Consider the following 1,983-nt stretch of genomic DNA (forward strand, 5'->3'; position numbering starts at 1 on the left):
GCGTTAGAGCATTATGCTTTTTCATTACGTTTTTAATCATTTTAGGTCCCATACCTGCAAAGTTCATTTTAGATAAGCCCATTTTATCCGCACCGCGCGGCATCATTTTGCCAAACATCTTTTCTGAAAATCCTTTTTTCACCGGCACCATTTCTTCTTTACGAAGCGCATTCAATCCCCAAAACGTATGGAATATCGTCACTTCATGGTCATAAGCAGCCGCTCCGTTGGCAATAATATAAGCTGCCATCGTTTTGTCATAATCACCGCTAAATAATACAATTGTTGTTCGTTTCTTTTGTTCAGTCATGTTGTTCCTCCTATTACCCTATGGGGTATATTTGATTTTAAAAAAAATTAGCCTTTTTGAATGTAAAAGATAAATGTACTGCCTTCTTCTTTAAAACCAATAAGCTCGTGTCCTGTTGATTTTGCCCAAGCTGTTAAATCACTTTTAGCACCTTTATCTGTCGTTTGCACTTCTAATACTTGACCTGTTGTTAAAGTATCCATTGCTTTTTTTGTTTTTACGATTGGCATTGGACAAGCTAATCCTTTTGCATCTAAGACATGATCAATTTTCATCGTATTTCTCTCTCCTTTTTATATACGTATACCTGTAAGGGTATATTATACTAAATAATGATATTCGTCAACCTTAAACAAGGTGACAATGATTAACGACTTTTCACTAACAGCTGTACAGCTTCTTTCACTAAACCTTCCGTTGGCTCTCCTTGCTCCAGGCTTTCTCTGACGCACTGTTCAAGATTGCTGCTCACAATAACTCCCATTGTGCGATCAATGGCACTTCTTGCAGCAGATAATTGAGTCACGACGTCTCGGCAGTCTTTTCCTTGCTCCATCATGCTAAGCACGCCTTTTAGCTGCCCTTCAATTCGGCGCAGGCGATTTTTCACCTGTTGGTTATACTCCATAATCAAATACCCCTTTCTTTCCTTTACTTTTACACTTACATGCTGCTAACTCATAGCTGCGTACTTCAAAACCTTTTTTTCGTAAGAACCTTACGCCCAAATTTAACTCCACTCTATCTCCGGCAATCAGATGAACACTGCCCTGTGGAATTTCTGAATAAAAGCGTTTTAGATACGCATGCGGAATAACTATACCAATAGAATCGCGAACTTCATGGTAATGACGAATATCTACAACCGTTCGCCCAAGTTCTTTTGCTTCAGATTCACGTATGCACTGTATTCCTTTAACGGGATAATAACGTCTGTATGCAATAAATAAAATAGCAAGCAACAACACTGCTATATAGCAGCATAACAATCACCGCCTTGCTATTGAATTAATGTTGTTTACATGCTCTATATTATACCCCTATAGGTATATTGTCAAGCGAGAAAATTATATTTAATTTTGCTCATTTACATAGTTACTTTACCTCGAACTAGTCCATTTTATATAGCTTAGGCATTATGAATGTTGGTCTTTAACTCGCTTTATATATGTACCCCCTACCCTATTGACCAAACATATTCTTCATCATCGTCGCTCGTATACAGCTTTGAAAATCAAGCTTACTGCATCATTCACGTCTATACACAAAAGATCCAGTTCCCAAGGAGAACCGGACCTTTTATGGTAAAAAGCTGATTAGCTTTGATGATAAATATTATGCCATTGATTCCACGAACTGTGTGGATGCTGCTGGTGCCACTGATTCCATGGCACATATGGATTTTGCTGATGCCACTGATTCCACGTACCGTGCGGATACTGATGATGCCACTGATTCCATGGTGTGTATGGATGTTGTTGATGCCATTGATTCCATGTGCCGTGCGGATACTGTTTATGCCACTGCTCCCACGGTACATGAGGATGTTGCTGATGCCATTGATTCCACGTGCCTTGAGGATGCTGATGATGCCATTGTTCCCATGGAATATAATGTTGCTGTCCTTGATGCATATTTCGTCAACTCCTTTTCCTTTGTCACATCATATGTTC

At 39.2% G+C, this 1,983-nt stretch carries 5 protein-coding genes; all 5 read right to left on the reverse strand.

The features are described from left to right. On the reverse strand, window positions 1-310 hold a 310-nt coding region (locus AC1DRF_RS24950), incomplete at its 3' end, for a DsrE/DsrF/DrsH-like family protein (RefSeq protein ID WP_477741963.1). Window positions 311-357: 47 nt separating this feature from the next. Further along, window positions 358-585 carry a sulfurtransferase TusA family protein gene (locus tag AC1DRF_RS24955; protein ID WP_427075889.1) on the reverse strand — a complete coding sequence of 76 codons (228 nt, stop codon included), beginning with the start codon at window positions 583-585 and terminating at the stop codon, window positions 358-360. Between the two features lie 92 nt (window positions 586-677). Continuing rightward, complete coding sequence (locus tag AC1DRF_RS24960) at window positions 678-938, reverse strand: metal-sensitive transcriptional regulator (protein ID WP_028409367.1); 261 nt, start codon at window positions 936-938, stop codon at window positions 678-680. Then, the gene (locus AC1DRF_RS24965; RefSeq protein WP_427076134.1) at window positions 928-1,272 is read right to left on the reverse strand and encodes a sulfurtransferase; all 345 of its coding nucleotides are present in this window, start codon (window positions 1,270-1,272) and stop codon (window positions 928-930) included. Before AC1DRF_RS24965 ends, AC1DRF_RS24960 begins: the two co-directional genes overlap by 11 nt. Before the next feature lie 354 nt (window positions 1,273-1,626). Then, entirely contained in the window at window positions 1,627-1,944 is a 318-nt protein-coding gene (locus AC1DRF_RS24970) for a hypothetical protein (RefSeq protein ID WP_025750968.1), read from the reverse strand. Between the last annotated feature and the right edge of the window lie 39 nt (window positions 1,945-1,983).

Source organism: Priestia sp. P5_B4, assembly GCF_056400385.1.